This window comes from Desulfovibrio sp. 1214_IL3152 (assembly GCF_036763055.1).
Classification (GTDB): Bacteria; Desulfobacterota; Desulfovibrionia; order Desulfovibrionales; family Desulfovibrionaceae; genus Desulfovibrio.
Genome location: NZ_JBAIYW010000218.1, coordinates 1 through 4587 on the forward strand (window position 1 = coordinate 1; position 4587 = coordinate 4587).

Below are 4587 nucleotides of genomic sequence, written 5' to 3' on the forward strand. Positions count from 1 at the left end.
CCGTGCGCCAAGCGGCGCGGCAGCGTGAAAATGCCGAACAGGCTGAAGCCGCCAGGGCAGCGGGCAGCCCGCAGACAACCGATGCCGTCTCTCGATCTGGCTCAGGGGATACGCAGACTCACGGCACGGCTGCTCCTCCGGTGCCTGTCCCTTTATGGGGACAAGATTTGAATCAGGACGGAGAGGGACGCTCTGCTCAAGCGCCTTCAGAAGCACGGCAGCAAGCGCGGGCGCAGGACGGACATGAGGAAGACAGTGCGGAACCGGTGCTGGAGCCGCTGAGTGAAACCGAAGGAACAAGTGGCCTGTTCAGTAAAAAACCGGGACTCAACGAGCTGCTTTCTGTAATAAAGTATACTTGGAAGATGGCTCGCCGCCACAAGCAATAATTTTCCCCGACATTTGAAAACGGCCTGTCCGGCATGGCGCTGGACAGGCCGTTTTTATCTTATTTTTTTACGCGGCTGAACACGTCTTGCGGCGCAAGCCTGTGCAGAAAACGCACCCGCGAAAGATAGCACAACGCGCCAAAACCCAGGGCCGCGATATAGGCAATCCAGAATCCTTCAGCCCCAAGATACGGCACAATGATGTCGGTGCGCGCCAGCGTGAAGCCCAAAGGCAGGCCGATGACCCAATAGGCAATGAAGCAGATGACGGAAATGACGCGCGTATCGTTGTATCCACGCAAAATACCTATCCCCGTAACCTGAAGGCCGTCCACCACCTGATAGCCTGCCTGAAAAAGCAGCAAATGTATGGCTAAAGCCGTTACTTCCGGGTTATCCGTATAGATGCGCACTATGTTCTGCCGAAACACTATGGTGGCGGCAGCGATGATCAAGGCAAAAACAACGCTGAGCACAAGGGCCGTGCGCGCGGCCATTCTGGCCCGCTCCAGATCCTGCGCGCCCAGGCAGCGACCCACGCGGATCGTCACGGTCATGCAGAGAGAAAGCGGAACCATAAAGGCCAGCGATCCGAAATTGAGGGCAATCTGGTGTCCGGCCACCATGACGGTTCCCAGAGGGGCAAGCAGAATGGCGCTGAGAGCGAAAAGTGAAACCTCAAAAAACAGTGCCAGAGCGCCTGGCGTGCCGATACGCAAAACCCGCCAGATCAGGGGAGCGTCAAAACGCGGCAGGCAGGCGTCATGCACATCATTGGCGGCGTTTTTTCCCACATTTTTACATTTGCGCCAAAGCGGCTTAAACAGCGGGCGCACATGGGCGCATTGCGCGTCCCGGTGCAGATAAAAAAGCATGCCCAGCGCCATGGACCAAAAACTTATGGCCGTTGCCACACCACAGCCAATGCCGCCCAGTTCGGGCATGCCGAATTTGCCATAAATAAAAATAAAATTACAGGGTATATTTACGGTCAGTCCAAGCAAGCCCACGATCATGGCTGGCCGGGTGCGGGCAAATCCTTCAAGAAAACTGCGCAGGTTCACAAACAGCATGAAGCCGGGCAGTCCCCACATAATAGCACGCAAAAAGCCGCCGGAAATACGCGCCATTTCCGGCTTCAGGCCAAAGGCCTCCATATTCCAGGAAATGGTATAAAAAAAGCTCATCAAAACGATGCTCAGCCCCAAAGTAAGCCACAGCCCCTGGCGCAGCAGGTGAGCCGCCTTTTGGGGCTGGCCGGAACCGACCATCTGCGCGCTCAAAGGCGGCAAGGCCAGCAGGCACCCGATGCCCAGCAAGGAAATGGGAACCCACACGCTGCTGCCCACGGCCACAGCGGCCATATGCTCGGCGCTGTACTGCCCGGCCATGGCCGTATCGACAAAGGTCATACCGGTTTGTGAAAGCTGCGCAATAAAGATCGGCAAGCCTATGGCATAGAACCTGCGGGCCTCTGAAAAAGAAAAATACTTTTGAAACATATGAGTTATGATAGGGTTGAAGGTGGTCCGTGACGCAACGGCGGAACTCCCGCACATCCGGCAGACGAAAACGTCCGGCCTGAAAGCGGCACAGCCGCATGCGCCAGCACAGCAAATTCTAGAGCAGATTAACTTTGAAATGCTTCGCCTTTCAAAGTTTTCATTCAGCCGAAAAATACGATTTTCGGCTGAACCCACGCCACATTGTGGCGCGCTGCACTTTCGTGCAGCATTAGAGCATTTACACTTTTTCAAAGTATGCTCTAATGGGATGTTTTACCGCGTGCGCCGCCAAGGCTGGTAACACGCCAAAGCGATGGCGTGTCCAGAAAAAACTGTTCAGCCTTCCCGGCGGCTTCCGTGATGAAGCACCATACGGGGGCATGCCGCCTGTCGCCTGATTTTTCGCACAGCCTCGGCCGTTCACACGTCTTTCGGCCGCATACGCCGCATACGCCCCATCCCTTGCAGACAGGTTGCCGTAAAAAACGCGGCCTGTTTTCAGCACCTGTCAGCGAAGGAACAATCCTTCCACAGGCAATTTTTTGCCCGAAAGTGCCGCAGCCCGGCCAACAAGATGCTCAATGGCCGAACGTCCTTCGGCTCCGAGGTCAAGGCTGAAATTCGTCACAAAGGTCTTGATATGCGCCTGCGTCACGCTGTCAGCCATTTCCTGTGCATGCGCCCGCACATATTCCCGTGATGCCTCGGGGTGCGCGTTGGCGTGGGCCAGACTGCCGGTAATGGCCCCCTGTATGCGCCGGGCCAGCGCCAGCGGCACATCACGACGTACGGCAATGGCCCCCAGCGGCAGCGGCAGACGGAATTCGCTCTCCCACCACTGGCCCAGATCAAGCACTTTTGTCAGGCCAAGCTTTTCGTAGGTAAAGCGCCCTTCGTGGATGACAAGCCCCATATCCGCCTCGCCGCGCGCCACAGCGGGCATGACGTCGCTGAAAAGCATTTCGCGTCGTGGTCCCTGAAAACCGCCATGCAAGGTAAGCAGAAGGTTGGCCGTGGTCAACAAGCCCGGCACAGCCACCGTGGCGTTTTTCCACTCCTGGGGCGAGAGTTTTTTTCGCGCCACAACCAGCGGCCCGCATCCCCAGCCAAGAGCGGCCCCGGAAGACAGCAGGGCGTAATTATCCATAATTTCAGCCACCACACCGAGGGAAAGCTTTGTCACCTCAAGCTCCCCCTGACGGGCAAGGGTGTTCAGCTCTTCCACATCGGCCATATGGGCTTTCAGGGCAGCCGGGGCCGGAACAAGACCGTGCAGCAGGGCGTGAAAAATATATGTATCGTTGGGACAGGGCGAAAGCCCCAGTCCCAAGGACTGAAAACTGGTTTGCGGAAAAACTGAAGACATGGATTCCTCACATTGACAGCTTGCGGCGGGCGGCCTACTCTGCTTTCGGCCTTTCCGGCCCAATCAACCCCACAGGATTTCATCATGTTAGACGCCGCATACTACGCCGCACTGGGCCTTTCGTCCATCCATGAAAAAGTGCTTTCAGGGCAAAGGCTGAGCTTTGAAGACGGCCTTGCCCTGTTCCGCTGCCCTGATATTACCGCCGTAGGAGCGCTGGCCCTGCATGTGCGCTGCCGCCTGCACGGGCACAAGGCTTTTTACGTGGTAAACCGGCAGATCAACTATACCAACGTCTGCGTTAACGGCTGTACCTTTTGCGCCTTCCGGCGGGATGAGGAAAACGAGGCCGGCGCCTTTGCCCTGAGCCTTGATGACGTGCTGGCCCGTCTGCGCGACGCGGACTCTACCCCGCTGCACCTGGACGAACTGCACATCGTGGGCGGCTGCCATCCGACGCGGCCTCTTTCGTGGTTTGAAGACATGATTCGCGCTGTGCGGCGCTTTAACCCCAATTTGCCAGTAAAAGCTTTCACGGCCGTGGAAATTGAGCATTTTTCCCGGCTTGAGGGCATCAGCACCCTTGAGGTTCTCCGGCGGCTTCAGGCAGCCGGGCTGGTTATGATGCCCGGTGGCGGAGCGGAAATTTTTGATGAGGAGCTGCGCCCGCAGATCTGCCCTCACAAGGCCGACGCCGCCGCATGGCTGCGCATTTCCGGCGAGGCGCACAGCCTCGGCATAAAGACCAACTGCACCATGCTTTACGGCCATCTGGAAACCTACGAGCACCGTATCGACCACCTTTGCCGCCTGCGCGAGCAACAGGATAAAAGCGGCGGTTTCACCTGCTTTATTCCGCTGCCCTTCCTTACAGAAAACAGCCGCCTCAAGCTGCCGGAAGACAAAATAGGCCCGCAGCGCGGTCTTGACCAACTGCGCACGGTGGCGGTCTGCCGCCTTATGCTGGACAATATTCCCCACCTCAAAGCCTACTGGATAATGATGGGGCATAAGCTGGCCCCCCTGGCCTTATGGTACGGCGCCGACGATCTGGACGGAACCATTATTGAAGAGCGCATCGGCCATATGGCCGGCGCCCGGTCGGCGCAGGGCATGACCATTGCCGAGCTTGAGCATGTCATCCGCGCCTCGGGCTTTACGCCTGTTCGCCGCAATGCCACATTTAACACCCTCAATGATACCGACAGTCCGGAGGCGCGCCAGTGAGCACCTTTATCCCCGCACACAGCCCCTTTGCCGCGCATGGCGGACAAGATCAGGACTTTACCGATGTGCGCGAAGCTGCCGCCCTGGCCGCAGCCGGCCA

The 4587-nt window shown here is 57.7% G+C and carries 3 protein-coding genes and 1 pseudogene; 2 read left to right on the forward strand and 2 right to left on the reverse strand.

Annotated elements, in window-relative coordinates:
- Positions 1–389 (forward strand): annotated as a pseudogene (locus V6C07_RS04630) (histidine kinase); the annotation flags it as partial.
- 59 nt (positions 390–448) lie between these two features.
- Here V6C07_RS04630 and V6C07_RS04635 read toward each other — a convergent pair.
- Both V6C07_RS04635 and V6C07_RS04640 read right to left on the reverse strand, forming a co-directional pair.
- Positions 449–1891, reverse strand: coding sequence for an MATE family efflux transporter (locus V6C07_RS04635; protein ID WP_333535196.1), 1443 nt, complete (start codon positions 1889–1891; stop codon positions 449–451).
- Between the two features lie 511 nt (positions 1892–2402).
- On the reverse strand, positions 2403–3260 hold the full coding sequence (locus tag V6C07_RS04640) for a 1,4-dihydroxy-6-naphthoate synthase (RefSeq protein WP_333535197.1): 858 nt from the start codon (positions 3258–3260) through the stop codon (positions 2403–2405).
- Positions 3261–3344: 84 nt separating this feature from the next.
- On the opposite strand from V6C07_RS04640, the gene mqnE reads away from it, so the two are divergent.
- Positions 3345–4487, forward strand: coding sequence for an aminofutalosine synthase MqnE (gene mqnE, locus V6C07_RS04645; RefSeq protein WP_333535198.1), 1143 nt, complete (start codon positions 3345–3347; stop codon positions 4485–4487).
- Positions 4488–4587 lie beyond the last annotated feature (100 nt).

Excerpts from the sequence above, each read along its gene's own strand:
- V6C07_RS04635 (WP_333535196.1), bottom strand. The coding sequence starts at position 1,891 with ATGTTTCAAAAGTATTTTTCTTTTTCAGAGGCCCGCAGGTTCTATGCC.
- V6C07_RS04640 (WP_333535197.1), bottom strand. The coding sequence starts at position 3,260 with ATGTCTTCAGTTTTTCCGCAAACCAGTTTTCAGTCCTTGGGACTGGGG.
- mqnE (WP_333535198.1), top strand. The coding sequence starts at position 3,345 with ATGTTAGACGCCGCATACTACGCCGCACTGGGCCTTTCGTCCATCCAT.